This is a genomic window from Streptomyces sp. A012304 (genome assembly GCF_026008495.1).
Lineage (GTDB): Bacteria > Actinomycetota > Actinomycetes > Streptomycetales > Streptomycetaceae > Streptomyces.
On sequence record NZ_BQUN01000098.1, the window covers coordinates 1 to 26,682 of the forward strand.

Annotated in this window: 23 protein-coding genes; 11 read left to right on the top strand and 12 right to left on the bottom strand. The window is 72.9% G+C overall.

From position 1 onward, the window contains the following. The 4 genes from ALMP_RS22955 to ALMP_RS22970 all read right to left on the bottom strand — a co-directional run. On the bottom strand, nt 1-737 hold a 737-nt coding region (locus tag ALMP_RS22955), incomplete at its 3' end, for a biotin/lipoyl-containing protein (protein ID WP_309299522.1). Nucleotides 738-802: 65 nt separating this feature from the next. Continuing rightward, complete coding sequence (gene lpdA / locus ALMP_RS22960) at nt 803-2,191, bottom strand: dihydrolipoyl dehydrogenase (RefSeq protein ID WP_264931230.1); 1,389 nt, start codon at nt 2,189-2,191, stop codon at nt 803-805. Between the two features lie 264 nt (nt 2,192-2,455). Next, complete coding sequence (locus ALMP_RS22965) at nt 2,456-3,991, bottom strand: leucyl aminopeptidase (RefSeq protein WP_264931232.1); 1,536 nt, start codon at nt 3,989-3,991, stop codon at nt 2,456-2,458. Between the two features lie 305 nt (nt 3,992-4,296). Beyond that, the gene (locus tag ALMP_RS22970) at nt 4,297-5,088 is read right to left on the bottom strand and encodes an adenosylcobinamide-GDP ribazoletransferase (RefSeq protein WP_264931233.1); all 792 of its coding nucleotides are present in this window, start codon (nt 5,086-5,088) and stop codon (nt 4,297-4,299) included. Between the two features lie 61 nt (nt 5,089-5,149). Between ALMP_RS22970 and ALMP_RS22975 the strand changes: the two genes are divergently transcribed. Further along, nucleotides 5,150-5,911: a hypothetical protein gene (locus ALMP_RS22975; RefSeq protein WP_264931235.1), complete on the top strand. Its 762-nt coding sequence runs from the start codon at nt 5,150-5,152 to the stop codon at nt 5,909-5,911. Between the two features lie 42 nt (nt 5,912-5,953). Here the strand turns inward: ALMP_RS22975 and cobT are convergent, their stop codons facing one another. Beyond that, nucleotides 5,954-7,102, bottom strand: coding sequence for a nicotinate-nucleotide--dimethylbenzimidazole phosphoribosyltransferase (gene cobT, locus ALMP_RS22980; protein ID WP_264931237.1), 1,149 nt, complete (start codon nt 7,100-7,102; stop codon nt 5,954-5,956). Between the two features lie 174 nt (nt 7,103-7,276). Between cobT and ALMP_RS22985 the strand changes: the two genes are divergently transcribed. Beyond that, nucleotides 7,277-8,236: a class I SAM-dependent methyltransferase gene (locus tag ALMP_RS22985; protein WP_264931239.1), complete on the top strand. Its 960-nt coding sequence runs from the start codon at nt 7,277-7,279 to the stop codon at nt 8,234-8,236. Between the two features lie 105 nt (nt 8,237-8,341). Here the strand turns inward: ALMP_RS22985 and ALMP_RS22990 are convergent, their stop codons facing one another. Continuing rightward, nucleotides 8,342-9,550, bottom strand: a complete 1,209-nt coding sequence (locus ALMP_RS22990; RefSeq protein WP_264931241.1) for a bifunctional adenosylcobinamide kinase/adenosylcobinamide-phosphate guanylyltransferase — start codon at nt 9,548-9,550, stop codon at nt 8,342-8,344. A gap of 113 nt (nt 9,551-9,663) precedes the next feature. Here ALMP_RS22990 and ALMP_RS22995 point away from each other — a divergent pair, with 113 nt between their 5' ends. Further along, complete coding sequence (locus ALMP_RS22995; RefSeq protein WP_264931243.1) at nt 9,664-9,876, top strand: hypothetical protein; 213 nt, start codon at nt 9,664-9,666, stop codon at nt 9,874-9,876. Nucleotides 9,877-9,972: 96 nt separating this feature from the next. On the opposite strand, the gene ALMP_RS23000 is transcribed toward ALMP_RS22995, so the two are convergent. From ALMP_RS23000 to ALMP_RS23010, 3 genes are all read right to left on the bottom strand, one after another. Continuing rightward, entirely contained in the window at nt 9,973-11,025 is a 1,053-nt protein-coding gene (locus tag ALMP_RS23000) for a S1C family serine protease (RefSeq protein ID WP_264931245.1), read from the bottom strand. Between the two features lie 116 nt (nt 11,026-11,141). Continuing rightward, nucleotides 11,142-11,843 (bottom strand): methyltransferase domain-containing protein, encoded by a 702-nt coding sequence (locus ALMP_RS23005; protein WP_264931247.1) that lies wholly within the window; start codon nt 11,841-11,843, stop codon nt 11,142-11,144. 83 nt (nt 11,844-11,926) lie between these two features. After that, nucleotides 11,927-12,556: a DUF3043 domain-containing protein gene (locus tag ALMP_RS23010; RefSeq protein ID WP_264931249.1), complete on the bottom strand. Its 630-nt coding sequence runs from the start codon at nt 12,554-12,556 to the stop codon at nt 11,927-11,929. Nucleotides 12,557-12,854: 298 nt separating this feature from the next. On the opposite strand from ALMP_RS23010, the gene ALMP_RS23015 reads away from it, so the two are divergent. The 6 genes from ALMP_RS23015 (at nt 12,855) to ALMP_RS23040 (ending at nt 21,462) form a co-directional block, all read left to right on the top strand. Further along, nucleotides 12,855-13,625 (top strand): PspA/IM30 family protein, encoded by a 771-nt coding sequence (locus ALMP_RS23015; protein ID WP_264931945.1) that lies wholly within the window; start codon nt 12,855-12,857, stop codon nt 13,623-13,625. A 22-nt stretch (nt 13,626-13,647) separates the two neighbouring features. After that, entirely contained in the window at nt 13,648-13,926 is a 279-nt protein-coding gene (locus tag ALMP_RS23020) for a hypothetical protein (protein ID WP_264931251.1), read from the top strand. A 78-nt stretch (nt 13,927-14,004) separates the two neighbouring features. Continuing rightward, nucleotides 14,005-15,225, top strand: a complete 1,221-nt coding sequence (locus ALMP_RS23025) for a sensor histidine kinase (protein WP_264931253.1) — start codon at nt 14,005-14,007, stop codon at nt 15,223-15,225. Beyond that, nucleotides 15,222-15,902: a response regulator transcription factor gene (locus ALMP_RS23030; protein ID WP_264931255.1), complete on the top strand. Its 681-nt coding sequence runs from the start codon at nt 15,222-15,224 to the stop codon at nt 15,900-15,902. The genes ALMP_RS23025 and ALMP_RS23030 overlap by 4 nt, the downstream gene beginning before the upstream one ends. 157 nt (nt 15,903-16,059) lie before the next feature. After that, nucleotides 16,060-19,161, top strand: coding sequence for an efflux RND transporter permease subunit (locus ALMP_RS23035; RefSeq protein WP_264931257.1), 3,102 nt, complete (start codon nt 16,060-16,062; stop codon nt 19,159-19,161). Between the two features lie 84 nt (nt 19,162-19,245). Beyond that, entirely contained in the window at nt 19,246-21,462 is a 2,217-nt protein-coding gene (locus ALMP_RS23040; protein ID WP_264931259.1) for a serine/threonine-protein kinase, read from the top strand. Between the two features lie 31 nt (nt 21,463-21,493). Here ALMP_RS23040 and nadA read toward each other — a convergent pair whose 3' ends face one another. Then, nucleotides 21,494-22,678, bottom strand: coding sequence for a quinolinate synthase NadA (gene nadA / locus ALMP_RS23045; RefSeq protein WP_264931261.1), 1,185 nt, complete (start codon nt 22,676-22,678; stop codon nt 21,494-21,496). Nucleotides 22,679-22,955: 277 nt separating this feature from the next. Here nadA and erpA point away from each other — a divergent pair, with 277 nt between their 5' ends. Continuing rightward, nucleotides 22,956-23,312 (top strand): iron-sulfur cluster insertion protein ErpA, encoded by a 357-nt coding sequence (erpA, locus tag ALMP_RS23050; protein ID WP_100572291.1) that lies wholly within the window; start codon nt 22,956-22,958, stop codon nt 23,310-23,312. A gap of 72 nt (nt 23,313-23,384) precedes the next feature. Here erpA and ALMP_RS23055 read toward each other — a convergent pair whose 3' ends face one another. Both ALMP_RS23055 and ALMP_RS23060 read right to left on the bottom strand, forming a co-directional pair. Next, entirely contained in the window at nt 23,385-25,232 is a 1,848-nt protein-coding gene (locus ALMP_RS23055; protein WP_264931264.1) for a hypothetical protein, read from the bottom strand. 132 nt (nt 25,233-25,364) lie between these two features. Next, nucleotides 25,365-25,574 (bottom strand): hypothetical protein, encoded by a 210-nt coding sequence (locus ALMP_RS23060; protein ID WP_264931266.1) that lies wholly within the window; start codon nt 25,572-25,574, stop codon nt 25,365-25,367. Between the two features lie 130 nt (nt 25,575-25,704). Between ALMP_RS23060 and ALMP_RS23065 the strand changes: the two genes are divergently transcribed. After that, on the top strand, nt 25,705-26,679 hold the full coding sequence (locus ALMP_RS23065; RefSeq protein WP_264931268.1) for a carbohydrate kinase family protein: 975 nt from the start codon (nt 25,705-25,707) through the stop codon (nt 26,677-26,679). Nucleotides 26,680-26,682: the final 3 nt, after the last annotated feature.

Consider the following 26,682-nt stretch of genomic DNA (forward strand, 5'->3'; position numbering starts at 1 on the left):
GGAGCGGGTGCCGGGGCGGCCGGAGCGGGTGCCGGAGCGGCCGGGGCGGGGGCAGCGGCGGCGGGCGCCGGAGCCGGGGCGGCGGGGGCCGGGGCAGCCGCCGGAGCGGCACCCGGGGCGCCGATGACGGCCAGCTTGGCGCCGACCTCGGCGGTCTCGTCCTCGCCGACCGTGATCTCCAGCAGCACACCGGAGGTGGGCGCCGGGATCTCGGTGTCGACCTTGTCCGTGGAGACCTCGAGCAGCGGCTCGTCGGCCTCGACGGAGTCGCCGACCGACTTCAGCCAGCGGGTGACGGTGCCCTCGGTGACGGACTCGCCGAGCGCGGGCAGGACCACGTCCGTGCCCTCGGCGGAGCCGCCGCCGGTGGCAGCCTCGGCGGTGGGGGCCGGGGCGGGGGCGGCCTGCTCGGTGGAGGGCTGGGCGGCCGGGGCCGGCTCGGGAGCCGGCGGGGCGACCTGCTCGGCGGCCGGGGCCGGAGCGGCGGCGGGCGCGCCCGTGCCGTCGTCGATGACGGCCAGCTCGGCGCCGACCTCGACGGTCTCGTCCTCGGCGACCTTGATGGAGGCGAGGATGCCGGCGGCGGGGGAGGGGATCTCGGTGTCGACCTTGTCGGTCGAGACCTCGAGCAGCGGCTCGTCGGCCTCGACACGCTCGCCCTCGGCCTTCAGCCAGCGGGTGACAGTGCCCTCGGTGACGCTCTCACCGAGCGCCGGAAGGGTTACGGAAACCGCCATGGTTTCGGTTGCTCCTTACGAATTGCGGAAGTCTGTGTCGTCGTTCGACGTGGTACGACCGAGGGTCAGTCGTGCGCGTGCAGCGGCTTGCCCGCGAGGGCCAGGTGCGCCTCGCCGAGCGCCTCGTTCTGCGTCGGGTGGGCGTGGATGAGCTGGGCGACCTCGGCCGGCAGCGCCTCCCAGTTGTAGATCAGCTGGGCCTCGCCGACCTGCTCGCCCATGCGGTCGCCGACCATGTGGACGCCGACCACGGCACCGTCCTTGACCTGGACGAGCTTGATCTCGCCCGCGGTGTTCAGGATCTTGCTCTTGCCGTTGCCCGCCAGGTTGTACTTCAGAGCGACGACCTTGTCCGCGCCGTAGATCTCCTTGGCCTTGGCCTCGGTGATACCGACGGAGGCGACCTCCGGGTGGCAGTAGGTCACCCGCGGGACACCGTCGTAGTCGATCGGAACGGTCTTGAGGCCGGCCAGACGCTCCGCCACCAGGATGCCCTCGGCGAAGCCGACGTGCGCCAGCTGGAGGGTCGGGACGAGGTCACCGACGGCGGAGATGGTCGGGACGTTGGTGCGCATGTACTCGTCGACGAGGACGTAGCCGCGGTCCATGGCGACGCCCTGCTCCTCGTAGCCGAGACCGGCGGAGACGGGGCCGCGGCCGACGGCGACGAGGAGCACCTCGGCCTCGAACTCCTTGCCGTCGGCGAGGGTGACCTTGACACCGTCGGCGGTGTACTCGGCCTTCTGGAAGAAGGTGCCCAGGTTGAACTTGATGCCGCGCTTGCGGAAGGCGCGCTCAAGAAGCTTGGAGGAGTTCTCGTCCTCGACCGGGACGAGGTGCTTCAGGCCCTCGATGACGGTGACGTCGGCCCCGAAGGACTTCCACGCGGAGGCGAACTCGACGCCGATGACGCCGCCGCCGAGGATGATCGCGGACTTCGGCACGCGGTCCAGGACGAGGGCGTGGTCCGAGGAGATGATGCGGTTGCCGTCGATCTCCAGGCCCGGCAGCGACTTCGGCACGGAGCCGGTCGCGAGGAGGACGTGGCGGCCCTGGACGCGCTGGCCGTTCACATCGACCGAGGTCGGGGAGGACAGGCGGCCCTCACCCTCGATGTACGTCACCTTGCGGGAGGCGACGAGACCCTGGAGGCCCTTGTAGAGGCCGGCGATCACGCCGTCCTTGTACTTGTGGACCCCGGCGATGTCGATGCCCTCGAAGGTGGCCTTGACGCCGAACTGCGCGCTCTCGCGGGCCTGGTCGGCGATCTCGCCCGCGTGCAGCAGGGCCTTGGTGGGGATGCAACCCCGGTGCAGGCAGGTGCCGCCGACCTTGTCCTTCTCGATCAGGGCGACGTCCAGGCCCAGCTGCGCCCCGCGCAGGGCCGCGGCGTAACCACCGCTACCACCGCCGAGGATCACTAGGTCGAAAACGGTGCTGGCGTCGTTCGCCACGTCACGTCCTCCATGCATGTGCGCCACGCCGGTCGTCGCTGACCGGTCGGCGGCTGGTGTCCGGCCGCTGTTGCTTCGGCCCTGTGGTGGGGGCCCTGTCCTGCCGAGCCCCATCTTCGCACTAGTCAGTGGTGAACGAGACGCGGGGCCGGTGTGTGAGACGCCCCACTGCAACGCCGAAAGGGGCGCGGGGGACCGCGTGAGCGGCTCCCCACGCCCCCGCACCCGCCGTAGGACGGACGGAACGGACTCGGTGGGCGGGCGTCAGCCCAGGTCGCCCGCGGCGGTCAGCTCCGCGAGCCGCACCAGCGTCCGCACCGCGGTGCCGGTGCCGCCCTTGGGCGTGTAGCCGAACGGCCCGCCCTCGTTGAACGCCGGTCCGGCGATGTCCAGGTGGGCCCAGGTGATGCCCTCGCCCACGAACTCCTTCAGGAAGAGCCCGGCGACCAGTCCGCCGCCCATCCGCTCGCCCATGTTCGCGATGTCGGCGACGGGCGAGTCCATGCCCTTGCGCAGGTGCTCCGGCAGCGGCATCGGCCACGCGGGCTCGCCCACCTCCTCGGCGGCCTCGTGCACCGCGGAGCGGAACGCGTCGTCGTTGGCCATGATCCCGAACGTCCGGTTGCCCAGCGCCAGCATCATCGCGCCGGTGAGGGTCGCGACGTCCACGATGGCGTCCGGGTTCTCCGCGGAGGCGGCCCACAGCGCGTCGGCGAGGACCAGCCGGCCCTCGGCGTCGGTGTTGAGGACCTCGACCGTCTTGCCGCTGTACATGCGCAGCACGTCACCGGGGCGGGTGGCGGAGCCGGACGGCATGTTCTCGGCCAGCGCCAGCCAGCCGGTGACGTTGACGTCCAGGCCGAGGCGCGCGACGGCGACCACGGCCGCGAAGACCGCCGCCGCGCCGCTCATGTCGCACTTCATCGTCTCGTTGTGACCGGCCGGCTTCAGCGAGATGCCGCCCGAGTCGTAGGTGATGCCCTTGCCGACGAAGGCGAGGTGCTTCTTCGCCTTGGAGGAGGTGTACGACAGCTTCACCAGGCGCGGGGCCGACGCGGAGCCGGAGCCGACGCCCAGGATGCCGCCGTAGCCGCCCTTGGCGAGGGCCTTCTCGTCGAGCACCTGCACCTTGATGCCGTGCTCCTTGGCCGCGGCCTGCGCGATCGCGGCGAAGGCCTCGGGGTTGAGGTCGTTCGGCGGGGTGTTGACCAGGTCGCGGGCGCGGTTGAGCTCGTCGGTGACGGCGGCGGCGCGGGCCAGCGCGGCCTTGTGGGCGGCGTCGCGCGGCTTGCCGCCGAGCAGGGTCGCCTCGGCGAGCGGCGCCTTGCCGTTCTTGGCCTTGGCGTCGGAGCCGGTGCGCGCGGTGCCCTTGTAGGTGTCGAAGGAGTAGGCGCCGAGCGCCACGCCCTCGGCGACCGCGCCGATGTCTCCGGCGTCCGTCAGGGGCAGGGCGAAGGCGGCCTTCTTGGACCCGGTGAGCGCGCGGGCGGCCACGCCGGCGGCCCGGCGCAGGGCCTCGGCGTCGTACGAGGCGTCCTTCTCGGGCTCCCCGCCCAGCCCCACCGCCAGCACGAGCGGCGCCTTGAAGCCGGCCGGGGCGGGCAGCTTCGTCACCTCGCCCTCGGCGCCGGTGGCCCCGAGGGTCTCCAGGATGCCGGCGAGCCGGCCGTCGTAGGCCTTGTCCACGGCCTCGGCGCCCGGGGTGACAACCGGGCCCTGAGCGCCCTTGGCGACACCGATCACGATCGCGTCGGCCCGCAGGCCGGGCGCCGCGGCGGTGCTGAGAGTGAGAGCAGTCACGGTGGTGAAATCTCGCTTCCGATGTGAAGTTGCATGGCCGGAATGTGTGGGTCGACCGGGCCCGACAGCCGACCCTAGATCCGGGCTGGGGGTACGGTCGCTACCGGGGTCGGCCGAACCGGCGCGGCGAACCGGCACGGAGAGACCCCGGGACGAGCGTACGCGTGCCTGTGCGGTCGCTCATGCACGCGGGTTGTTCACCTCTCGGTGGCGTCGTCGCCACTTCTCGATCCTCGCACTCCATGAGGTGCGTCACAGCGGCCGGGTCCCCGCGCGGGCGGCCGGGCGGTGGCGCCGGTGCCTGGTCAGGCGCCGAGGCAGAGCAGGACGAGCGCCGTCGTCGCCGCCGTCTCCGCCAGTCCGCCGAAGACGTCGCCGGTGACGCCGCCGAAGCGGCGGACGCAGTGGCGCAGGAGGAGTTCGGCGGCGCCGAGGGCGAGGACGAGCGCGCCGGCCGCGCGCACGGCGTCCTCCGGTCCGAACGGCAGGCCCGCGGCCGCCGCCAGGAGCGCGCAGAGGGCCGTCACCGCCAGCGCGTTCCGCACCGGGACCGCTCCGGCGACCGCCGCCCCCAGCCCGTCCGGCCGGGCGGGCGGCACCCCCGCGCGGGCGGCCAGGGTGAGCGCCAGCCGGGCCGCGAGGGCCGCGACGACGGCGGCGACCGCGCCCCGCGCCCAGGAGGCGTCGTAGGCCCGCGCCAGCGCGGCGACCTGGGCGAGCAGCACGAAGACCAGGGTGAGCACGCCGAACGGCCCGATGTCCGACTGCTTCATGATCCGCAGCGCGTCCTCGGCGGGCTTCCCGCTGCCCAGCCCGTCCGCGGTGTCGGCCAGCCCGTCCAGGTGCAGGCCACGGGTGAGGACGGCGGGTACGGCGGCGGAGGCGACGGCGGCGAGCAGCGGGCCCGCGCCCAGGAACAGCGCCAGCAGGCCGAGTCCGGCCGCGCAGCCGCCGACGACCAGTCCGACCGCGGGGGCGCTCAGCATGCCGCCGCGCGCGGCCTCACGGTCCCAGCGGGTCACCCGGACGGGGAGCACGGTGAGGGTGCCGAAGGCGAAACGGAGGCCGTCGAGGGGCGAGGGCGAGGGCGTGGACACCGGCGCAGGTTACCGGGCGGTCGGACGGGCGCCCTCGGCAGCCGGGGACGAAAATGCGCATATGGGAGATTGGTGGGAGCGGAACATCGTCGAGCCGGGCAAGCTGCCGCTGCTTCTCGCCCTCACCGCCTTCGTCCTGACCTTCGTGGTCACCCGTGTCGTCACCCGGATGATCCGGGCGGGGAAGGGCCCGTTCGGCAACGTCAGCGCGGGCGGGGTGCACGTCCACCACGTCGTTCCGGGGGTCGTCCTGACCGTCCTCGGCGGCTTCGGCACGGTGGCCAGTTTCCGGCACGGCGTCGGCTCGGCCACCTTCGCGGTCGTCTTCGGCATCGGCGTGGGGCTCGTCCTGGACGAGTTCGCGCTCGTCCTGCACCTCGCTGACGTGTACTGGACGGAGGCCGGGCGCAAGAGCGTCGAGGTCGTCGTCCTCACGGCGGCCCTGGTCGGGCTGGTGCTGGTGGGCTTCTCGCCGTTCGGGGTCGACGACGTGAGCGCGGACGAGCGCCAGGACCGGGGGAGCGTCATCTCGACCGTGGCGGTCAACTTCCTGTTCGCCCTGGCCGTGCTCAGCAAGGGCAAGGCCAGGATGGCGGCCTTCAGCGTGATCGTTCCGCTGGTCGGCCTGATCGGCTTCGTCCGGCTGGCCCGCCCCGGCTCCCCGTGGGCCCGCCGCTTCTACCGCCGCCGGCCCCGCGCCCGGGCGAAGGCCGCCCTGCGCGCCTACCACCACGACCGACGGTGGGCCCGGCCGCGGCGGGTGCTGGGGGACTGGCTCGGCGGCAAGACGGACGCGGAGCTGGACGCGGCGGGCCGGAAGTGACGGAGGTGGCAGAGCGGGGCCGAGGCGGCGGCGCGCCTGCTCCTACGCCTGCTCCTCTTCCTGGCCGCCCTGGTCGCCCTGGCCGCCCTGGCCGCCCTCGTCTTCCCGCTGCTCCGGCTCCCCCTGGTCCTTCTGCTCCTCGGCGGGGGCCTTCTCCGGCAGTTCGGCGGCCAGTGCCGCCGCGGCCTGCACCAGCGGCAGTGCCAGCAGCGCGCCCGCGCCCTCGCCCACGGTCAGTCCCTGGTCCATCAGCGGCTCCAGCGCCATCCGGTCCAGCGCCTTGGCCTGCCCCGGCTCCCCGCTCTTCTGGCCGGCCAGCCACCAATCCGGCGCGCGGAAGGCGATCCGCTGCCCGACGAGCGCGCACGCCGCGACCACGACGCCGTCCAGCAGGACCGGCACCTTCCGCACCGCGCACTGCAACAGGAAACCCGTCATGGCGGCGAGATCGGCCCCGCCCACGGTCGCCAGCAGCTGCAACTGGTCCCCGAGCACCGGCCGCGCCCGCCGCAGCCCGTCGCGGATCGCCGCGCACTTGCGCATCCACGCCAGGTCGTCGATCGCCTCCCCGCCCCGCCCGGTCACCACGGACGCGTCGGTTCCGCACAGCGCCGCGATCAGCACGCCCGCCGCCGTCGTGCCGCCGACGCTGACATCGCCGAGCACGACCAGGTCCGTCCCGGAGTCGGCCTCCTCGTCGGCCACCGCGACACCCGCCCGGAAGGCCGCCTCCGCCTCCTCCAGTGTCAGCGCGTCCTCGATGTCGATACGACCGCTGCCGCGCCGCACCCGATGCCGTACGACGGCCTCCGGGAACGCGTCCGGCTCGCAGTCCAGGGACATGTCCACGACCCGCAGCGGCACCCCGAGCCGACGTGCCAGCACCGACGCCGGACGGCCGCCCTCCAGCACCTCCCGCACCAGCTCCGCCGCGCTGCCGGCGGGCCGCGCCGAGACGCCCAGCTCGGCGACGCCGTGGTCGCCGGCGAAGAGCACCACCCGAGGCCGTACGACCGGCCGCACGGGCACCGAACCCTGCGCCGCCGCCAGCCACTCACCCAGGTCGTCCAGGCGTCCCAGCGCTCCGGGCGGCACGATCTGACGTTCCCGGCGCGCCTCCGCGTCGCGGCGCACCCCACCGTCGGGGCGCTCGATCAGATCGGTGAAGTCGTCGAGATTAAGCGAGCTCATTCGCCGAACAGTACCGGCACCGATCGAACAGTTCCGCGCCACAGTTCCGCGCCACTTCCCCACCACACCCCCACGACGTCTTTGCACCCAAGATCGCGATCCCCTACGTTCCGTTTTGCCATGAATTGCCGCGCTCTGCGTGGCCCCTCCGTACCCCCCACACCGGAGCCGCTCATGCCCCCCAGGCCCATCCACGAGCCGCGCCGTGACGACTGCCCCTGGTGCGGATCGAGACGGCTGCGCACCCGTCTGCGCGCTCCGGACCTGCTGCACCACCACAAGCCCGGGACGTTCGTGGTCGACCAGTGCCGCGACTGCGCCCACGTCTTCCAGAACCCCCGCCTCACCGCGGAGGGGCTCGCGCTCTACCAACGGCACCCGGTGGGGGAGCACGGCCACGACCTCACCGCGCGCATCCTCGCCACCGGCACCCGCCGACGCCGCCTGCGCGCCACCGCCCGCGCGATGCTGCGCCTCCCGGAGCCGGAGAGCTGGCTGGACGTGGGCACCGGCCACGCGCACTTCCCGGAGGTGGCCAAGAAGCTGTTCGTGTACACGTCGTTCGACGGCCTGGACCCCACCGCGCGGGTGGAGCGGGCGCGGGAGGCGGGCCGGGTGGAGGAGGCCCACCGCGGGCACCTCACCCACCCCGCGATCGTGGCCCGGCTGCGCGCCCGCTACGACGTCGTCAGCATGCTCCACCACCTGGAGCACTCCCTCGACCCCCGCGAGGAAATCCGCGCCGCGCTCACCGTCCTGCGGCCCGGCGGCCACCTCCTCGTGGAAGTCCCCGACCCGCGCAGCGCGTTCGCCGCGCTCCTCGGCAAGTGGTGGGTGCCGCACGGCCAGCCCCGCCACCTCCACCTGATGCCCCTGGCCAACCTCCGCACCGAACTGGAGACCCAGGGCTGCACGATCGTCACCGTCGACCGCCAGGCCGCCCACATCCCCTACGACCTGGCGGCGGCCCTCTCCCTGACCCTCGCCCGGAGCATCCCCCCGACCCGCCGGCCGCTCCTGCGCGCCACCGCCCCCCTCGTCACGGCGGCCTCGGCCCTGGACCACACCCTGTCCCCGGTCCTGAGCCGCATCGGCTTCGCCAACGCGTACCGCGTCATCGCCCGCAGGAACTGACCGCCAGACCTCTCGCGGGCCGCCCTGGGCGGCGCGGGCGGGCGCGGGCGGCACCCCGTCAGCGCCGGGCCGCGCCACCCACCCCACGGCCACCCCGGCGCCCCGTCACCCCCGCAACACCACCGCCTGCCCCGCCACCACCAGCACGACCTGCTCGCACTCCGCCCCCACCGCCGCGTTCAACCGCCCCAGCTCGTCCCGGTACCGCCGCCCCGACGCCGTGGCCGGCACGATCCCCGAGCCGACCTCGTTGGAGACCAGCACCACCGTCCGCCGGGCCGCCCGCACCGCGCCCGCCAGCTCCGCGACCCGCGCGCGCAGCGCCCGCTCACCCCCGTCCGCCCACTCCGCGTCGTCCCACGCCCCGACGGAGTCCATCGCGTCCGTCAGCCACAGCGACAGACAGTCGATCAGCAGCGGCGGCCCGTCCACCCCCAGCAACGGCACCAGGTCGCACGTCTCCGCCGTACGCCACGACCCCGGCCGCCGGTCCCGGTGCGCCGCCACCCGCGCCGCCCACTCGGTGTCCCCGCCCCGCGAACCACCCGTCGCCACGTACAGCACGTCCGGGAAGGACTCCAGGCGCCGCTCCGCCTCCACCGACTTCCCCGACCTCGCCCCGCCCAGCACCAGCGTCCGCCGCGGCACGTCCGGCACGTCCTCGTACGCGCCCACCGCCAGCGTCGACCCGTCCGGCACCGCCCGCGCCCCCGCCGCCGCGAGCCGCCGCCGCAACTCCGCCCCCGGCGGCACGTCGTGGTCCAGATGGACGGCGATGACGTCCGTCGTCGGCCCCACCGCCCCCACCTCCCGCAGCCTCGCGAGCGCGTCCGGCCGCCCCACGACATCCGCGAGGACCATGTCGTACCGCTCGGCCGGCTCCGTGCCCTCCTCCAGGCCGGCCGGAGAGCCGCCCGGCGGCAGGTACAGCAGCCGCAGCCCGTCCGGCCCGGTCACCGCGTACCCGGTGCCCGGCGCGTCCATCGCCACCGCCCGCACCCGATGCCCCGTCAGCTGCGTCAACTCCCGTCCGTCCGGCACCCGTCCGGGGTGCGGCAGCCCGGCCGGCACCTCCAGGGCGGGCCCGTCGTGCGGATGCGACAGCAGTACCTGCCCCACCCCGCTCAGCGAATGGCCCGCCCGCGCCGCCGCGAAGGCCGCGCCCGGCGTCAGGTCGAGCAGCAGCGCCCCGTCCACCAGCACCGCGGTCGCCGCCCGCGCGTCCACGCCGAGCGAGGTCGCGCACACCGCGCAGGGGCAGTCGGGGCGGGGGAGTCCCGCGGGGGCACCGGTACCGAGCAGAGTCACTTCCACGGACCCGATTTTCACCTGTCCGCCCTGGTCTTGCGCGCCCGGCTAGGCTCTGAGCAGGAGCCGGACCAAGATCCGGCTCCTGCTCTGCAGGTGCGAACACGTGGGAGGCGTACATGGCGGCATGGACGTGGCGGTTCGAGAAGGCCGACGGGACGGAGGTCCAGCCCGCGGTGCAGCCCGAGGACTTCTCCACGCAGGGAGACGCGGAGTCCTGGATCGGGGAGCACTGGAAGGCCCTGCTCGAAGGCGGCGCGGACCAGGTGCGGCTGTTCGAGGACGCCACCGAGATCTACGGCCCGATGAACCTGCACGCCGAGGAGGCGTAGGCCCACCGGGCGGGGGTGGCCGTCCGCCGGTCACCCCGGCCCGTCCGCCGGTCACCCCGGCCCGCCGGCGGTCACCCCCGGCCCGTCCGGCGGCTTCTACTGCTCGCCCAGCGTCACCCGCGCCGTCCGGCGTGCGCCGTCCCGGGTGAACGTGACCGTCGTGCGCGCCCCGGGCCGTTCCTCGGCCAGCGCCTCCGCCAGTGAGGTGATGGAGGTGACGGCGGTGTCGCCCAGCCCGATGATGACGTCCCCGGCCCGCAGACCGGCCTGGTCGGCCGCGCCGCCGCTCAGTACCTCCACGACGGCGACCCCGGCCGGCTGGAACTCGGCGTCGACGACGGTCCGCCCGGTGATGCCGAGCGCCGCCCGCCCGGAGTCGGTGACCCGGCCCTCCTCGACGATCTGGTCGGCGACCGTGCGCACCGTCGACGCGGGGATCGCGAAGCCGATGCCCGGCGCCGCCGCGCCCTCTCCCAGCCCGGGGTCGATCGCGGCCAGCGTCGGGATGCCGATGACCCGTCCGTCCAGATCGACCAGCGCGCCCCCGCTGTTGCCCGGGTTGATGGCCGCGGACGTCTGCACCATGTTGACGAGCGTCGCGCCCGTCCCGCCGCCGGACCGGCTCTCGCTGACGGTCCGTCCGGTCGCCGAGACGATGCCCTGCGTCACGCTCGACGACAGCCCCAGCGGCGAGCCCATCGCCAGCACGATCTGCCCGACCTCCACCTTCGAGGAGTCCCCGAAGGCCGCCGCCTTCAGCCCGCCCGGCACCCGGTCCAGCCTGATGACGGCGAGGTCCTGCTGCGGGTACGAGTAGACGAGGGTCGCCGGGAGCACGTCCTCGCTGCCCGCGGTCGTCACCCGGAACGACCGGCCGTCCCCCACGACGTGCGCGTTGGTGACGATGTGCCCCTTGCCATCGTACACGACCCCCGACCCCAGCCCGTCGCCGGCCTGGATCTGCACCACCGACGACAGGACGTCCCGGATCACCTTCTGGTAGGCGGCCTGAAGATCATCGGCCTGCGCGACCGCCGCGGGCCGCGCGACCGCCCGGCCCTGCGCCCCCGAACCACCGCCGCCGGTACACCCCGCGACCAGGAAGCACGAAACGACCACCCAGATGCGACCCGCACGAAAAACACCCATACCGCGAGTCTCACCGCGCCCCGGGGCCCCGGCCCCTCCGACTCCGCCGAACGAGCCGCGCCCCGCCGCCGGTCGCGCCCGACGGCGGGGCGCTCAGTCCCGTGGCAGTCCTCGGTTCAGCCGCGTACGCCGCACAGGTGCAGCAGCGCCGCCACGCTCCGGTACGGGTCCGTGCGGCCCGCGCGTTCCTCCACGGCCAGCAGGGGCTCCAGGTCGGCCGGGACCTCCGCGCCGTCCGGGGCGGTGTCCGTGAAGACACGTACGCCGTACCAGGCCTGCAACGGCGCGCCGATGCCCGCCAGGGTCGCGGTCAGGGTCTCCAGACGGTCCGCGCGGACGTCCAGACCGAGCCGGTTGCGGTAGGCGACGGTGTCGAAGGCGGCCAGCGCGCCCGTCCAGTCGCCGGACAGGCCGGGGCGCATGGCCAGCGCGTCGGCGTTGCGGACCAGGAGGGACAGCAGCCCGCCCGGGGCCAGCACGCGCGCGAGACCCGCCAGCAGGGGGTCCGGCTCCTCGACATACATGAGTACGCCGTGGCACAGCACCACGTCGAAGCTGCCCGGCAGGAAGTGCACGCCGGTGTCCCGGCCGTCGCCCTCGATGATCCGCATCCGCTCCCGGATGCCCTCCGGCTCCCCGGACAGCGCCTCACGGGCCGCGGCGATCATCGTCGCGTCCCGTTCGAGCCCGGTCACCTGGTGGCCGAGCCGGGCCAGCCGCAGCGCCTGCGTGCCCTGGCCCATCCCCACGTCGAGCACCCGCAGCCGCTGCCCCACCGGGTACCGCCCGGCTATCTGCTCGTCGAGCTGCCGGGCCACCAGCTCCTGCCGTACGACATCACGCAGCCCGCCCAGCCGGTTCAGCCAGGCCTTCGCCGCACCCCCGGAGAAAGAAGCAGTGCTCAGGGCCGCTCTCCGCGCTTGACCTGCGGCTTGGGCAGCCGGAGCCGACGCATCTGGAGGGAGCGCATCAGCGCGTAGGCCACCGCGCCCCGCCGGTTGTGGTCGGGGAAGCGCTCGGCCAGCCGCTTCTTCAGGCGGAACCCGGAGACGACCGAGTCCAGCACGATGAGCACGATGACGAAGAGCCACAGCAGCAGCGCGGCGTTCTGCAGCGAGGCCACCCGGATCATGCTCATCACGAGGATGATCACGGCCATCGGCAGGAAGAACTCCGCCACGTTGAACCGCGAGTCGACGAAGTCGCGCGCGAACTTGCGGACCGGACCCTTGTCACGGGCCGGCAGGAACCGCTCGTCGCCGCCGGCCAGGGCCTGGCGCTGGCGCTCCAGCTGGGCACGGCGCTCGTCGCGCTGACGCTTGGCGGCCTCCTTGCGCGTCGTCGGCGTGTTGGCCACGCTGCGACGCTGGGACCGGGCCTCACTGCGCTTGGGCGTGGGCCGGCCCTTGGGGGCCTGCGGGTCACGGGGCTGATGGGAGTCGGTCACCGGCGTCTTGTCGACGCTCGGGGCCTTCTCTTCCTTGGCACGGCTACGGAACACAAAACCCAAGGGTAAGCGCTCCCCGGGCATGGACCCCAGTCCCGCGGGGAACGATCCGGCAACACCAGTCGTCTGTAGTGAGGACAGACCCGGGACAGACCGGTGAAGAGGGGACACCCGGTGACCTAGTGCTCACCCTGAGAGTCACCTACTCCTCACGCCGGAGCAAGGCCTTGGTCAGTCGTCCTTGGGGAGGAGCGCATCCCTCCCCGAACAGTGCGTCAATGGATGCAGGGCCCGTACTGTGGGTTCTGTCGCAGAGCTGGAGCCGGAGTCCGTCAGAAGGGGGCGCGCGAAGCCCATGAGCGGTGTCATGAAGCGTATGGGGATGATCTTCCGCGCGAAGGCGAACAAGGCCCTTGACCGGGCCGAGGACCCGCGCGAGACCCTCGATTACTCGTACCAGAAGCAGCTGGAACTCCTCCAGAAGGTCCGCCGCGGCGTCGCGGACGTGGCCACCTCGCGCAAGCGCCTGGAACTCCAGCTCAACCAGTTGCAGTCGCAGTCCTCCAAGCTGGAGGACCAGGGCCGCAAGGCGCTCGCCCTCGGCCGTGAGGACCTCGCCCGCGAGGCGCTCTCCCGCCGCGCCGCCCTCCAGCAGCAGGTCACCGACCTCGAGACGCAGCACGCGACGCTCCAGGGCGAGGAGGAGAAGCTCACCCTCGCGGCCCAGCGCCTCCAGGCCAAGGTCGACGCCTTCCGTACCAAGAAGGAGACCATCAAGGCCACCTACACCGCCGCCCAGGCCCAGACCCGTATCGGCGAGGCCTTCTCCGGCATCTCCGAGGAGATGGGCGACGTCGGCCTGGCCATCCAGCGCGCCGAGGACAAGACCGCGCAGCTCCAGGCCCGCGCCGGCGCCCTCGACGAACTCCTCGCCTCCGGCGCCCTCGACGACCCCACCGGCATGGCCAAGGACGACCTCCAGGCCGAGCTGGACCGGCTCTCCGGTGGTACGGATGTAGAGCTGGAACTGCAGCGCATGAAGGCCGAGCTCGCCGGAGGCGACTCCTCCGGGCAGCAGGCCATCGAAGGCGGCACGAGCCGGCCGCAGAACCAGCAGCAGCCACAGGACACCCCCCGCTTCGACAAGCAGTAGGGCCCACGCCGAGGAGGGCGACATGATCGTACGGATCATGGGGGAGGGGCAGGTGGAGCTGGACGACTCCCACTTCACCGAACTGAACACGCTGGACGACGACCTGCTGGCGGAGATGGAGAGCGGCGACGCCGACGGCTTCCGCCGGACGCTCACCGCCCTGCTGGACGCCGTCCGCCGGCTCGGCACCCCCCTGCCCGACGACAGCCTCGAACCCTCCGAGCTGATCCTGCCGTCGCCGGACGCGACGCTGGAGGAGGTCCGGGAGATGCTCAGCGACGACGGGCTGATCCCGAGCTGACGGCCGAGGCCGGGGAATCAGCCGGTCCGGGGGCGGCAGCCTCCGGCCGACGGCACGGAAAGCGACGGTAACTGGAAGGTGACCCCCCTCGCCCGAGCCCGGTGTCGGCTGCAAGCCCATCCGCTGGCGCTGGACGCCGCCATCGCCGCCGTCGTACTCGTGTGCATGCTGGCCGGCTCCTTCGTCGACCCGCACGGCAAACAGGGCGTCAGCTGGAGCCTGCGCACCCCCGACCCGCTGAGCCTGCTGCTGATGACCCTGGGCGCCGCCGCCCTCGTCTTCCGCCGCAGCGCCCCCATGCGGGTGCTGGTGGTGACCGGCACCGTCGCCCTGGTCGAGTGCCTCACCGGCGACCCCCGCGCCCCCGTCGCGATGGGCGCCGTCGTCGCCCTCTACACGGTCGCCTCCACCACCGACCGCCCCACCACCCTGCGGGCCGGGCTGATCACCATGACGGTCCTCACCGCCGCCGCGATGCTCGCCGGGGAACTGCCCTGGTACGCCCAGGAGAACCTCGCGATCTTCGCGTGGACCGGCATCGGCGCCACCGCGGGCGACGCGGTCCGCAGCCGCCGGGCCGTCGTCCAGGCCATCCGGGAGCGCGCCGAGCGCGCGGAACGCACCCGCGAGGAGGAGGCCCGCCGCCGGGTCGCCGAGGAACGGCTGCGCATCGCCCGCGACCTGCACGACGTGGTCGCCCACCACATCGCTCTGGTCAACGTCCAGGCCGGGGTCGCCGCCCATGTCATGGACAAGCGGCCCGACCAGGCCAAGGAGGCCCTCGCCCACGTCCGCGAGGCCAGCCGCTCCGCGCTCAACGAACTCCGCGCCACCGTCGGCCTGCTGCGCCAGTCCGACGACCCGGAGGCCCCGACCGAGCCCGCCCCCGGCCTCGCCCGCCTCGACGAACTCGCCGACACCTTCCGCAACGCCGGCCTGCACATCGAGGTCGCCCGCGCCGACCACGGCACCGAACTGCCCGCCGCCGTCGACCTCGCCGCCTACCGGGTCATCCAGGAGGCCCTGACCAATGTGCGCAAGCACGCGGGACCGGACGCCAAGGCCGAGGTCAGCGTCGTCCGCGTGGGACCCCACATCGAGGTCACCGTCCTCGACGACGGCACCGGCGAGCACACCGGCCCGCACGACGGCGGCGGCCACGGCCTGCTCGGCATGCGCGAACGCGTCACGGCCCTGCGCGGCACCCTCACCACCGGTCCCCGCTACGGGGGCGGCTTCCGCGTCCATGCGATCCTGCCGGTCGAGAACCGCACCGCCGCACCGGGGGAGAGTGCATGACCATCCGCGTCCTGCTCGCCGACGACCAGGCGCTGCTGCGCAGCGCGTTCCGGGTGCTCGTCGACTCCGAGCCCGACATGGAGGTGGTCGGTGAGGCGTTCGACGGCGCGGAGGCGGTGCGGCTGGCGAAGGAGGAACGCGCCGACGTCGTCCTGATGGACATCCGCATGCCCGGCACCGACGGCCTCGCCGCGACCCGGCTGATCAGCGCCGACCCGGCCCTCGCGCACGTCCGCGTGGTCATCCTGACCACGTTCGAGGTCGACGACTACGTGGTGCAGTCGCTGCGCGCGGGCGCCTCCGGGTTCCTCGGCAAGGGCAGCGAGCCGGAGGAACTGCTGAACGCCATCCGGGTCGCCGCCGGCGGCGAGGCACTGCTCTCCCCGGCCGCCACCAAGGGCCTGATCGCCCGCTTCCTCGCCCAGGGCGGCACGGGCGACGACCGCGACCCCCTCCACGGCGAGCGGCTGGAGGCACTCACCGTGCGCGAGCGCGAGGTCCTCGTCCAGGTCGCCGGCGGCCACTCCAACGACGAGATCGCCGAGCGTCTGGAGGTCAGCCCGCTGACCGTGAAGACACACGTCAACCGGGCCATGGCCAAACTGGGCGCCCGCGACCGCGCCCAACTCGTCGTCATCGCGTACGAGTCCGGGCTGGTCCGCCCAAGGGTGGACTGAACACCACCCGGCCGTACTGCGGCCGGAGTATGCGCCGCATAAGGAAATCGACCTGGGGCCTGGGGATCGGTCCGGTCCGATGGCTCAGGGTGTAGGGGCGGGCGCTCATGTGCCCGGCACGCGCTTCTGCCGCTCACAGAAGAGAGACCCTGAACCCATGTCCTGGCTGTCGAGATTCAGCCTCGCGCAACGGGCCCTGATAGGCCTCATGTCCATCATCGCGCTGGTGTTCGGCGCGATCGCGATCCCCCAGCTCAAACAGCAACTGCTGCCCACCATCGAACTGCCGGTGGTGTCCGTGCTCGCGCCGTACCAGGGCGCCTCCCCGGACGTCGTCGAGAAGCAGGTCGTCGAGCCCATCGAGGACAGCCTGGAGGGCGTCGACGGCATCACCGGCGTCACCTCCACGGCGAGCGAGGGCAACGCCCTGATCATGGCGTCCTTCGACTACGGCAACGACACCAAGCAGCTCGTCGCCGACGTCCAGCAGGCCGTCAACCGGGCCCGCGTCCAGCTCCCGGACTCGGTGGACCCGCAGGTCGTCGCCGGATCCACGGACGACATCCCGACCGTGGTCCTCGCCGTCACCTCCGGCCAGGACCAGCAGGCCCTCGCCGACCAGCTCGACAAGACCGTCGTCCCGGCGCTGAAGGACATCGGCGGCGTCGGCCAGGTCACCGTCGACGGTGTGCGCGACCTCCGGGTCTCCGTCACCCCCGACGACGCGAAGCTGGCGCGGGCCGGGCTGACCGGGCCGGCCCTCGCCCAGGCCCTCCAGGCGGGCGGCGCGACCGTCCCGGCGGGCTCCTTCGACGAGGCCGGCGCCAACCGCACGGTCCAGGTCGGCGGCGGCTACACCTCCGTGCGGCAGATCCAGGACCTGATGATCCCCGGCCAGGCCGGGAAGAAGCCCGTCCGCCTCGGTGACGTCGCCACGGTGCGGCAGGAGGAGGCCCCGGCCGACTCCATCACCCGCACCGACGGCAAGCCCAGCCTCGCCGTCTCCGTCACCATGGACCACGACGGCAGCGCGGTCGCCATCTCCGACGCCGTCGAGGACAAGCTGCCCGCGCTGCGCGAGGACCTCGGCTCCGGCGCGGCGATCACGGTCGTCAGCGACCAGGGCCCGGCGGTGAAGAAGTCCATCGAGGGCCTGACCACCGAGGGCGCGCTCGGTCTGCTCTTCGCGGTCCTGGTCATCCTGGTCTTCCTGGCGTCGCTGCGTTCCACGCTGGTGACGGCGGTGTCCATCCCGCTGTCGGTCGTCCTCGCCCTGATCGTGCTGTGGACGCGCGACCTGTCGCTGAACATGCTGACGCTGGGCGCCCTGACCATCGCCATCGGCCGGGTCGTCGACGACTCGATCGTCGTCCTGGAGAACATCAAGCGCCACCTCGGCTACGGCGAGGAGCGCCGGACCGCGATCCTCACCGCGGTGCGCGAGGTGGCCGGCGCGGTCACCTCCTCCACTCTCACCACGGTCGCCGTGTTCCTGCCGATCGGTCTGGTCGGCGGCATGGTGGGCGCCCTGTTCGGCGCCTTCAGCCTCACCGTGACGGCGGCCCTGCTGGCCTCCCTGCTGGTGTCGCTGACCGTCGTGCCGGTCCTGTCGTACTGGTTCCTGCGCGCCCCGAAGGGCACCCCCGAGGACGCCGAGGAGGCCCGCCGCAAGGCCGAGGAGAAGGAGGCGAAGAGCCGCCTCCAGCGCCTCTACGTGCCCGTCCTGCGCTTCGCGACCCGGCGCCGGCTGACCAGCGTGGCGATCGCGGTCGTCGTCCTGATCGGCACCTTCGGCATGGCCCCGCTGCTGAAGACGAACTTCTTCGACCCGGGCGAGCAGCAGGTCCTGACGGTCAAGCAGAAACTGGCGCCGGGCACCAGCCTCGCCGCCACCGACGCCCAGGCCAGGAAGGTCGAGCAACTGCTCGGCGACACCGAGGGCGTGAAGGACTACCAGGTCACCGTCGGCTCCTCCGGCTTCCTCGCGGCCTTCGGCGGCGGCACCGACTCCAACCAGGCCTCCTACCAGGTGATGCTGGAGGACTCGGCGTCGTCCGAGGACGTCCAGGACCGTATCGAGGCCGGCCTGAAGAAGCTGGACGGCGTCGGCACCACCACCGTCGCGGTCGGTGACGGCTTCGGCAGCCAGGACCTGAGCGTCGTGGTGAAGGCCGCCGACAGCGGGGCGCTGCGCACGGCGGCCGAGCAGGTCCGCGAGGCCGTGGCCGGCCTGGACGACGTCACCGACGTCACCAGCGACCTCTCGCAGAGCGTGCCGCGCATCTCGGTCAAGGCCGACGCCAAGGCCGCGGCGGCCGGGTTCGACCAGCAGACGCTCGGCGCGGCGGTGGCGCAGGCGGTGCGCGGGACGACGGCCGCGAAGGTGATCCTCGACGACACCGAGCGCGACGTCGTCATCACCTCGGCGAAGCCGGCCCGCACCCTCGCGGAGCTGAAGGCCCTGCCGCTCGGCCCGGTGAAGCTCGGTGACATCGCGACCGTCCAGCTGGTGGACGGGCCCGTGTCGATGACCCGGATCGACGGTCAGCGGGCGGCGACCGTCACCGCCCGGCCGACCGGCGACAACACGGGCGCGGTCAGCGCCGACCTCCAGGCGAAGATCGACGCGCTGAAGCTCCCGGCGGGCGCGACGGCCGAGATCGGCGGAGTCAGCCAGGACCAGGACGACGCGTTCAAGAACCTCGGCCTGGCGATGCTCGCGGCGATCGCGATCGTCTTCATGCTGCTGGTGGCGACCTTCCGGTCGCTGGTGCAGCCGCTGATCCTGCTGGTCTCCATCCCGTTCGCGGCGACCGGCGCGATCGGTCTGCTGGTCGCCACCGGCACGCCGATGGGCGTCCCGGCGATGATCGGCATGTTGATGCTGATCGGCATCGTGGTGACCAACGCGATCGTGCTGATCGACCTGATCAACCAGTACCGCCGCCAGGGGTACGGCGTCGTGGAGGCGGTCGTGGAAGGCGGCCGGCACCGGCTGCGCCCCATCCTCATGACGGCTCTGGCGACCATCTTCGCGCTGCTCCCGATGGCGCTGGGCATCACCGGCGAGGGCGGCTTCATCGCCCAGCCGCTGGCGGTGGTCGTCATCGGAGGTCTGATCACGTCGACCCTGCTCACCCTGCTCCTGGTGCCGACGCTCTACGCGATGCTCGAACTGCGCAAGGAGCGCCGGGCGAAGAAGCGGGCGGCGAAGAAGCGGACCGAGCCGGAGCAGGTTCCGGAGCCGGCCGGCGTGTGAGCCGCCGCGCCGGTGTCCCTTCCCCCGCGGGGTTTTCATATCCTGTGATCTCGAACTGCTCTGCGGGGGAGGTGGATCGGGGCGGTGCCGCTGAACAAGGACGACCCGCGGTCGCTGGGTGGGTACCGGATCGTCGACCGGCTCGGTGCCGGCGGCATGGGCGTCGTCTACCGGGCCAGATCAAGATCCGGCCGTGAGGTCGCCGTCAAGGTGGTGCACGCCCAGTACGCCGAGGACGGGGTCTTCCGCACCCGCTTCCGGCAGGAGATCGAGGCCGCGCGCAGGGTGAGCGGCGCCTTCACGGCGCCGGTCGTCGACGCCGACCCGGAGGCCGTACGGCCGTGGATGGCCACCCAGTACGTGCCCGCGCCCTCCCTGGCCGCCCGGATCCGGGCCGACGGCCCGCTGCGGGGCGTGGAGTTGCGGCGCCTCGCGCTGGGCCTGGTGGAGGCGCTGCGGGACATCCACCGGGCCGGGGTCGTCCACCGCGACCTGAAACCGGGCAACGTCCTGATGGCCGAGGACGGCCCCCGGGTCATCGACTTCGGCATCTCCCGGGCGACGGAGAACCAGACGCTGACCGAGACCGGCCACGCCATCGGCACCCCGCCGTTCATGTCGCCGGAGCAGTTCGCCGATGCCCGCTCGGTGGGCCCGGCCTCCGACGTCTTCTCCCTGGGCGCGCTCCTGGTGTTCGCCGCGACCGGACGCGGCCCGTTCGACGCCGACAGCCCCTATCTGACGGCGTACCGGGTGATCAACGAGGAGCCGGCGCTGGACGCGGTGGCGGAGCCGCTGCGCGGCATCCTGGCCCGCTGTCTGGCCAAGGAGCCCGCCGAGCGGCCCGGACTGGAGGAGCTGGGGCGGGAGTTCGTCGAGGTCCTGCCCGAGCCGGCCCCGGACGACGCGCACACGGTGACGCTACGGCTGCCCGCCCCGGACGCCACCCGTTCGGCGACCTTCGCGGACCCGGAGTCCGTCTCGATGGCCCGCCGCTCGCGTCCGCGCAGGCTGCCGGTGCTGGTCGGGGCGGCCGGTGTGCTGGCCGTCGCCCTCGCGGTGTACCTCGTCCTGGGCCCGCTCAAGGGTGGCGGGCGCGCGGAGACGGGCCGCTCGGCGACCCCTTCGGCGACGCAGACCTCCCGCTGGGGCACGCCGCCCGCCGGCTGGCGGCCCTGGCAGACGACGGTGAACGCACCGGCCGCGCGCGGCGAGAAGCCGCTCCGCACCAACGGGACCGGGACACCGGAGTGCAAGCTGAGCGAGGGCGCCCTGTACTGCGGAGGCGACGGCGTGCTCCCGGTCCGGCTGGACGCGCTGACCGGGAAGGCGGTGTGGCGTGCCGCCTCGATGCCGGCCGGCGCGGACGCCGACCGGTACGCGTCCTGGATCCTCGGGGTCCACGACGGCAGGGTGCTCGTGTACCAGACCATCAGCAGCGAGTCGGGCGACAGCGACACGACCGCTCTGATCGCCCTCGACGCCGGGACCGGCGACCGGGCGTGGTCGCGCGCGGTCGACGACGAGAACGCCGACCTGGCCGTCGCCGGGGACCTGGTCCTGACCCCCGACAGCGGCGCCTCGATCACCGCCCGCTCCCCGCGCGACGGCAAGAAGCGCTGGACGGCGACCCTGCCGCGCAACCACTACTGCTCGTTCTCCGAGTTCGGCGGCCGCCCCTACGCCGACTGCTCCTCCTACGACGAGGACGGCGCCTCCGTGGCCTTCGCCCTCGATCCGGCCGACGGCAGGAGGAAGGACCTGCCGCCCCTGCCGTCGCACGCCGATCCCGTCGGTGAGCTCGGAGGCCGGATGATCTTCGCGCAGTGGCGCGAGGAGTCGTCGTCGCTGGAGTCGCCCTACACCGGTGTGGTGTCCGTCGACCCGGACACCGGGGCGCGGCGGACGACGAAGTTCCAGCAGGAACTGCGCGGGACGGCGTCCCTGACGCACGGCATGCTCTGCTTCGCCGGTTCCAGCGGCCAGGTGACCTGTGTGTCGCCCACGACGGGCAAGGTGCTGTGGCAGACCGCCACGACCCTGGAGCAGCCGGGCGAGCCGATCGCCGACCCGCAGGGCCGCACGGTGTTCGTGGCCAGCGCCAGCGGGCGGGTGGCGGCGCTGGACGCCCGGACGGGCACGCTGCTGTGGGAGTCCTACCCGCGCGCCGACGTGGTGAACGGCGGCTTCGACTCGCCCGATGTGTTCGTGCTCCGGGGCACGCTCGTGGTGGCGACCCCGGACGGCACGGTCTTCGGCATGGATCCCGCCCGTCCCGACCGGAAGCCGGCGTCGGGGTGATCCCCGGCGCCGGCTCCCCGGCCCGCGGTGCCTACGGCAGCGCGAGCATCCGCTCCAGCGCCAGCTTGGCGAACGCCTCGGTCTCCTCGTCGACCTCGATGCGGTTGACGAGCTTGCCCTCGGCGAGCGACTCCAGCGCCCAGACCAGGTGCGGGAGGTCGATGCGGTTCATCGTGGAGCAGAAGCAGACCGTGCGGTCGAGGAACACGATCTCCTTGCCCTCGGGCGCGAAACGGTTCGCCAGCCGGCGCACGAGGTTCAGCTCGGTGCCGATGGCCCACTTCGAGCCGGCCGGGGCGGCCTCCAGGGCCTTGATGATGTACTCGGTCGACCCGACGTAGTCCGCCGCCGCCACGACCTCGTGCCGGCACTCCGGGTGGACCAGCACGTTCACCCCGGGGATGCGGGCGCGCACGTCCTCCACGGACTGGAGGTTGAAGCGGCCGTGCACCGAGCAGTGGCCGCGCCACAGGATCATCTTCGCGTCGCGCAGCTGCTCGGCGGTCAGCCCGCCGCCCGGCTTGTGCGGGTTGTAGACGACGCAGTCCTCCAGGGACATGCCCATGTCCCGCACCGCCGTGTTCCGGCCAAGGTGCTGGTCCGGCAGGAACAGCACCTTCTCACCCTGCTGGAAGGCCCACTCCAGGGCCCGCTTCGCGTTCGACGAGGTGCAGATGGTGCCGCCGTGCTTGCCGGTGAAGGCCTTGATGTCGGCGGAGGAGTTCATGTACGAGACGGGTACGACCTGCTCGGCGATCCCGGCCTCGGTCAGCACGTCCCAGCACTCGGCGACCTGCTCGGCCGTCGCCATGTCGGCCATCGAGCAGCCGGCGGCGAGGTCGGGCAGGACGACCTTCTGGGCGTTCGAGGTCAGGATGTCCGCGGACTCCGCCATGAAGTGCACACCGCAGAACACGATGTACTCGGCCTCCGGGCGCGCGGCCGCGTCCCGGGCCAGCTTGAAGGAGTCGCCCGTGACATCGGCGAACTGGATGACCTCGTCGCGCTGGTAGTGGTGGCCGAGCACGAAGACCTTGTCCCCGAGCCTCTCCTTGGCCGCGCGGGCCCGCTCCACCAGGTCGGGGTCGGAGGGGGACGGCAGGTCGCCGGGGCACTCGACGCCCCGCTCGCTCTTCGGGTCGGCCTCACGGCCGAGCAGCAACAGGGCGAGCGGAGTCGGCTGTACGTCGAGCTCCGTGGTCTGGGCGGTGGTCACTACACGCACCCTTTCTGCTTTTCGTCGAACTGACGCTATTTATCATAACCCGCTTCACGTCACTTTGACGATGGTCATTGCGTCGATGTGACATGAATCCCTGACGGGTCTGCCAGGCCGTCCGAACGGTCGCTGTTCGCCGCCTCATGCGTGTGCGAGCATGAAGGGCAGAAAGAGGAAAGAAGTGGAAACACGGTCCTCGGCCCGGAATGAATCCGCGGCCCCGCCGGTTCTAACCGTCGGCAAGCAGTCTCCGTACAACCCGGGAGAGATGTAGATGTCCGTATCGGACGAGACCACCACCGTCACCGACGGCATCATCCTGACCGACGCCGCCGCGTCCAAGGTCAAGGCCCTGCTCGACCAGGAAGGCCGTGACGACCTCGCGCTGCGCGTGGCCGTCCAGCCCGGTGGCTGCTCCGGCCTGCGCTACCAGCTCTTCTTCGACGAGCGCTCGCTCGACGGCGACGTGGAGAAGGACTTCGACGGCGTCAAGGTCGTCACCGACCGCATGAGCGCCCCGTACCTGGGCGGCGCCACGATCGACTTCGTCGACACCATCGAGAAGCAGGGCTTCACGATCGACAACCCGAACGCGACGGGCTCCTGCGCGTGCGGCGACTCCTTCAGCTGAGTCGTTCCAGGACGACGCGAAGGCGGCGGCCCCCGTCCTGGGGCCGCCGCCTTCGTCATGGGCCGGCCGGGCTCACCGCGGCTGCGGCTGCGGCAGCCGCGCCCCCGGCTTCTCCAGCGGGACCTCACGGTTGTCCGCGCCGACCACGCTCCGGCCGCCGAGCGGCTCGTCCAACTGCACCGTCCGGTGGTGCACCTTCGCGATCATCACGCAGATCCTGTCCGGCCACGGCGTCGCGGTCACGGTCACCTTCACCTGGTTCCCGCTCTCCACGGCCGTCACCTCGTAGTCGGCGCACACTCCCGCGGTGAAGCTCACGGTCAGCTCGTCGCCCTCCGCCGTGTAGCCGTCGACCTGCACGTTCTCCGGCTTGGTGGCCGAGGTCGGCGCGTCGGAGGGGGTGTCCGCGGCGGGGGCGCGCAGATACTCCGGCTCGATCGCCGGATACGCCACCGTGTACGTGTTCCCGGCACCCGGCGCCCGCACCTCGAACAGCCAGGACGGCACCAGCAGCGGCCGTCCGCCCGAGGCGTGCGGGGCGAGCCCGAACTCCGCGTCCTCCACGGTCAGCGACTGCTTCTTCGGCGGGGCCGTCGACGCCGCGCACAGGCTCTCCTGCCGGTCCTTCGTCGGCACCGGCGTGGCGCATCCGCCGATCCCCATCCGGTGCTTCCCGGGCGCCGCGTTCAGCAGCTCCAGTGCCTTCTCCGCGCCGAGCACCGGATACGTCTCACCCTTCGCCGGCGTCTCCATCCGGCCGCTCCCGGCGACGACCTCGCCCTGCGGGCTGACGCTGAGGTCGGTCGTCCAGCCGAACGTGGGCACACCGCCCACCTCGTCGTCGGCGTTCACCAGCCGCTGGGCGCCCAGGACCTGGCTCGCGTCGATCTCGGCGTCGTCCTGGCCGAGGGCCTTCAGGACCGGCGCGGCCGCCTTCTTCGCCGCCGCCTCGCTCACCGGGTCGGTGACCGGGGACGTGGAGCCCTGCGTGCAGACGGCGACCCCGCCCTCACAGGCGTCGGTGCCGGCCGCGTACCGGACGAACGTCCACATGCCCGGGGCCTGCTGGTTCACCCGCAGCACCGGACCCGAGCCGTCGTTGCCCGCGCCGACCCGCCAGGCGTCCCCGTCGGCCACCGGCGTGCCGCCGACGCCGAGCGCGGCCGCGAGCCGGGCCACCTCCTCCTTGGTGACCGCGCCCTTCGCCCAGTACACGGGCGCCGAGTCGGGTCCGTCCGGGAACGCGCCGTCGGCCTTGTAGACCACGCCGTAGGGGTTGGGCTCGCCGGGGGCGACACCGTTCGTGCCGCCCTCGGAGGAGCCGCCGGGCGCGGTGTGGTCGTCCAGGACGAGCGGCGGGGGAGTGCCGTCCCCGGCGGGCGCCCCGGCCGTCGCCCCTCGGCCCGACCCGCCCGTCGCGTCGGCGGCGAGGTAGGCCCCGCCGCCCCCCACGAGCAGCACGGCGGCGGCGACGGAGGCGACGAGGACGGCCGACCGGTGCCGGGGAACGGGGGCGGTGTCGTCGTCGGCCGGGCCGCTCGCGCGGGAGACGTCCCCGGCGGGGCGGTCGTCCGCGGCGGCGTCCTCGGAGGGCGCGGCAACGGCGTCCTCCGCCTCACCCGCGTGACCCGCGTCGTCCTCCGGACGGGTCTCAGCCGCCCGAGTTTCTTCCGCGCGGGTCTCCTCCGGAGGAGCCTCCTCGCGCGTCTCCTCCGAACGGGCTTCCTCCGGACGGGCTTCGTCCGGACGGGTCTCTTCCGGGCGGGTCTCTTCCGGGCGGGTCTCCTCCGCGCGCGTCTCGTCCGGACGGGCGTCCTCCGGACGAGTCTCCTCCGTCTCGTCCGGACGGGTCTCCTCCGCCGTGTCCCGGTCCTCCGGCCCGCGCGCGGTGTCGTCGTTGTCGGGTCGCTCGGTGTTCACCGCATCGCTCCTTCGGCTGCCCTGCTGTCGTACTCGGCATCCCCTCGAAGGGGGACAGCAATGGGACGCGGCGGGGGAGCGCACGGTTCCCCGCCGGGCGCCCCACCCGAGGAGCGGACGGGAGCGGCCGGCCTAGTTGCCGTAGTCCGGCATCGCCTCGAGGAGCCGGGCCGAGGTCGCCGGGACGGTCACACCGTGGATCAGGGACGGCGGCACCGGACGCGGGGCGATCTTCTCCGGAGCCGCCCAGTGCGGGGCCATCCGGGCGCAGTCCCCGCGCAGCGACGCCAGGTCGCCCTCGAGGTCGACCGGAGCGGGGGAGCGGAACTTGAGGTTCGTCATAGCGGCACCGTACGCATCCTCCAGCCCGCGAAGAAAGATCTACTATCGGGTAGTTTCGCCTGCTTCAGTGCCGCCCCGCGACCGGGTAGCGTGAACTGTCAACTCACCCTCCCACAGGAGCGTCCACGCCGTGCGCATCGCAGTCACCGGCTCCATCGCGACCGACCACCTCATGACCTTCCCCGGCCGCTTCGCCGACCAGCTCGTCGCGGACCAGCTGCACACGGTCTCGCTCTCCTTCCTGGTCGACAAGCTGGACGTACGCCGCGGTGGCGTGGGCGCGAACATCGCCTTCGGGATGGGCCAGCTCGGCACCCGGCCGATCCTGGTCGGCGCCGCCGGCGCCGACTTCGACGAGTACCGGGCCTGGCTGGACCGGCACGGCGTCGACACCGCCTCGGTGCGCATCTCCGAGACGCTGCACACCGCCCGCTTCGTGTGCACCACGGACGCCGACCACAACCAGATCGGCTCCTTCTACACCGGCGCGATGAGCGAGGCCCGTCTCATCGAGCTGAAGACCGTCGCCGACCGCGTCGGCGGCCTCGACCTGGTCCTGATCGGCGCCGACGACCCGGAGGCGATGCTCCGGCACACCGAGGAGTGCCGGACCCGCTCGATCCCCTTCGCCGCCGACTTCTCCCAGCAGATCGCCCGGATGGAGGGCGAGGAGATCCGCATCCTGCTCGACGGGGCGACCTATCTCTTCTCCAACGAGTACGAGAAGGGCCTCATCGAGTCCAAGACCGGCTGGAGCGACGAGGAGATCCTCGGCAAGGTCGGCCACCGCGTCACCACTCTCGGCTCGCGCGGCGTGCGCATCGAGCGGGCCGGCGAGGACCCGATCGAGGTCGGCTGCCCCGAGGAGGAGCGCAAGGCCGACCCGACCGGCGTCGGCGACGCCTTCCGCGCCGGCTTCCTGTCGGGACTGGCCTGGGGCGTCTCCCTGGAGCGCGCCGCCCAGATCGGCTGCATGCTCGCCACCCTCGTCATCGAGACGGTCGGCACCCAGGAGTACCAGCTGCGCCGCGTCCACTTCATGGACCGCTTCACCAAGGCCTACGGCCACGACGCCGCCGCCGAGGTCAAGAAGCACCTCGCCTGACGC

Excerpts from the sequence above, each read along its gene's own strand:
- cobT (WP_264931237.1), bottom strand. The coding sequence starts at position 7,102 with ATGAGCTCGCTTAATCTCGACGACTTCACCGATCTGATCGAGCGCCCC.
- ALMP_RS23030 (WP_264931255.1), top strand. The coding sequence starts at position 15,222 with ATGACCATCCGCGTCCTGCTCGCCGACGACCAGGCGCTGCTGCGCAGC.
- ALMP_RS23000 (WP_264931245.1), bottom strand. The coding sequence starts at position 11,025 with ATGGGTGTTTTTCGTGCGGGTCGCATCTGGGTGGTCGTTTCGTGCTTC.
- ALMP_RS23035 (WP_264931257.1), top strand. The coding sequence starts at position 16,060 with ATGTCCTGGCTGTCGAGATTCAGCCTCGCGCAACGGGCCCTGATAGGC.
- ALMP_RS22985 (WP_264931239.1), top strand. The coding sequence starts at position 7,277 with ATGCCCCCCAGGCCCATCCACGAGCCGCGCCGTGACGACTGCCCCTGG.
- ALMP_RS23010 (WP_264931249.1), bottom strand. The coding sequence starts at position 12,556 with ATGCCCGGGGAGCGCTTACCCTTGGGTTTTGTGTTCCGTAGCCGTGCC.
- erpA (WP_100572291.1), top strand. The coding sequence starts at position 22,956 with ATGTCCGTATCGGACGAGACCACCACCGTCACCGACGGCATCATCCTG.
- ALMP_RS23060 (WP_264931266.1), bottom strand. The coding sequence starts at position 25,574 with ATGACGAACCTCAAGTTCCGCTCCCCCGCTCCGGTCGACCTCGAGGGC.
- ALMP_RS23020 (WP_264931251.1), top strand. The coding sequence starts at position 13,648 with ATGATCGTACGGATCATGGGGGAGGGGCAGGTGGAGCTGGACGACTCC.
- ALMP_RS22975 (WP_264931235.1), top strand. The coding sequence starts at position 5,150 with ATGGGAGATTGGTGGGAGCGGAACATCGTCGAGCCGGGCAAGCTGCCG.
- ALMP_RS23015 (WP_264931945.1), top strand. The coding sequence starts at position 12,855 with ATGATCTTCCGCGCGAAGGCGAACAAGGCCCTTGACCGGGCCGAGGAC.
- ALMP_RS22995 (WP_264931243.1), top strand. The coding sequence starts at position 9,664 with ATGGCGGCATGGACGTGGCGGTTCGAGAAGGCCGACGGGACGGAGGTC.